Origin of the sequence: Paraburkholderia mimosarum LMG 23256 = NBRC 106338 (assembly GCF_000739815.1) — a bacterium.
Classification (GTDB): Bacteria; Pseudomonadota; Gammaproteobacteria; order Burkholderiales; family Burkholderiaceae; genus Paraburkholderia; species Paraburkholderia mimosarum.
In genome coordinates, this window is the sequence record NZ_BBJJ01000236.1 from 1 (window position 1) to 2,461 (window position 2,461).

The window sequence follows — 2,461 nt, forward strand, 5'->3', positions numbered from 1 at the left end:
TAACATTAGGAATACTAAGTTGATGTATCACCACGGTTCGTCTGCACGGCACCATCCTTCGTCTGCGCGCGGATCGCTTCATTCCTCGGAATGGACTCGAGGCTATCGTACTCCGCCCACGAACGCCGGCGATGTTGGAATCAACTCAACGTAAGATCATGAGGCACACGACGAACCGCGGTTCGGCGGTGCGGGCCAAGCTGAATAACCGTCTATCGCGTCATCTGACAGTTTGCGCGGATTACAAAGACCTTTGACGCGTGGTAGCGCGGGCGGATAGACAGCAACCGACTGATTTTGCACGATTTTTATTTGGGTTCCGAAGGCAAACCCACGGCTGGCTTGGGTGCGTCTAGCCGGAGAATTGTACGGAAATCAAAGTCACCCCAATGCGGGATCCTGATGCATTCGAGCCTTGCGGTTACCACATCCGGACTGCCGCTTGGTCTTTCCGCTATCAAGTTCTGGAGCAGAAAAGAGTTCAAAGACACCACGAAGACGAAGCGCAAGATCAATTTCACGCGCGTGCCGATCGAGAAGAAGGAAAGCTATCGTTGGCTTCAGAATCTTCAGCAATCAACGCAGCGACTCGGAGATCCGGCTCGCTGTGTGCATGTCGGCGACCGCGAGAGCGATATTTTTGAACTGTTTAGTTTTGCGCATGACCTTGGAACACATTTTCTCGTGCGCACCTGCACCAACAGGTTAGCCGGTGACGGGGAGCATACCGTCGCCGAAGAAATGTCGGAGGTGCGGGTGAAAGGGCTGCATCGAATCGAATTTCGCGACGCCAAAGGCCAAGCTCATCAGGCACTTCTGGAGATCAGGTATCGGCGCCTCACGATCTGGCCACCTGTCGCAAAGCAGCGACACTACCCGGCACTCACGCTAACCGTCATTCATGCATGCGAGCGGGGCGAACCTGCCGGACGAGCGCGTATCGAGCGGAAGCTTGTCACGGACCTCCCCGTGAATTCGCGTGTCGGCGCAATCGAGAAAATCGATTGGTACGCGCTGCGCTGGAAGATAGAAACGTTTCACAAAATCCTGAAATCCGGAGGCAAGGCCGAAGATTCTCAGCTGCGCACAGCCAGTCGGTTGACAAATTTGATCGCCATCTTCTGTATTCTCGCCTGGCGAGTGTTCTGGCTCACTGAAATCAATCGATCCGCACCGGAGGCCCCACCCGACGTTGCTCTTACCGCTACCGAAATTACGCTTCTTGATCAAATCGTCAAAGACACAGCACGTACCGCGAACGCGCCACCTCTATCACACAGCCTGATCAAGCTCGCGCAACTCGGCGGCTACCTCGCACGTGCCAGCGATCCACCTCCTGGTAACAAAGTCATCTGGCGAGGAATGCATCGACTTATCGACATCGAGCTTGGGTATTGGCTTGGCCGAAAAAAAGGCCGAAGAAAAAGTGGGTAATCGCAAGGAAATCCGCTGCGTTAACATTCGCTTTTTTTCTTCGTCACCTGCACTGATGCACTGAGCCGTTCCACTTGCGGTGACTTGTGTATAAAGGCATGGGTTGAAGCCCATGAACAATGTTATCCAACCACCGCGAAACAGCGCTGTGTGCCGCCTCGACTTCCCAGTCGGCCGCCTTTTCGAGTAAGTCCGAGAGCACTGAATCGTGAACCCACTCACAATACGATGCAATCTCCTGCTCAGTGCTGAGGGACCCTTTGGTTGATATCTTCGAACCCTTTGCATATCGAATAAGTCCTGCAGCATGCATGTCATGCGCCTGTTCAACAAAAATCACCCGTTTTGGACTTGGGTTTCGGCCGATGTACGCCGAATTCTGATGTGCCCAACAGAGATCAAGCTCAGCAATCGCAACGTCAAATGGACATCGGAACGACCAGTGCTTGCGTTCCTCCGCATGCACCTTGATCCAGTTGGGTAGCCATCCTTGCGGGATCATTTCCCATTCACACCGGCAGGCGCCGTGGCGCTCTCGGAGAGAATCCTGGGCATGCCTGGCGCGAGTGACAAAAGACGGCCGAGCCGCCGAAAACGCGCCGATGCACATATAGAAGTCAAAGATGCGGGCGAATCCGAGACCTCGTGACCGGAGATGCTCGAGCTTGATTCTGGTCTGCTGCGGAAACGGACAGGTCTCCATGCCCCAAGTGTCTCCGGCTTCCGCAAAAAGACACTCAATTGCTTCAGGCATCGGCACCAGAGCACGCAACTGCCCAAACGCCTGGGCCAACGAGAGGTCGCCCGGAAATCCGTCGTCTCCTGAGCGCCATATTTCTCCTCGCGACATGTGTGCCGCGGCCAGGCTAACGCGAGTAACCCAGTCTCTAAGAGGCGACAGAAGTTCACCCTCGTCAGAAGGAAAGGTGTTGTCGCAATGCGGCCAAGACCTGCACTGTTCCTGCATCACGACGTTGAGTGCGGCCATGTGTCCGGCCGCGATGGAACCTGCCTGCGTTCCCACCGA

General features: G+C 55.1%; 1 protein-coding gene and 1 pseudogene. One reads left to right on the forward strand and one right to left on the reverse strand.

The window, feature by feature from the left end; translation table 11 throughout:
• The first annotated feature begins 342 nt into the window (after nucleotides 1-342).
• The gene (locus BMI01S_RS36955; protein WP_255217861.1) at nucleotides 343-1,434 is read left to right on the forward strand and encodes an IS4 family transposase; all 1,092 of its coding nucleotides are present in this window, start codon (nucleotides 343-345) and stop codon (nucleotides 1,432-1,434) included.
• A 43-nt stretch (nucleotides 1,435-1,477) separates the two neighbouring features.
• Here the strand turns inward: BMI01S_RS36955 and BMI01S_RS36960 are convergent.
• Nucleotides 1,478-2,461 (reverse strand): annotated as a pseudogene (locus BMI01S_RS36960) (hypothetical protein); the annotation flags it as partial.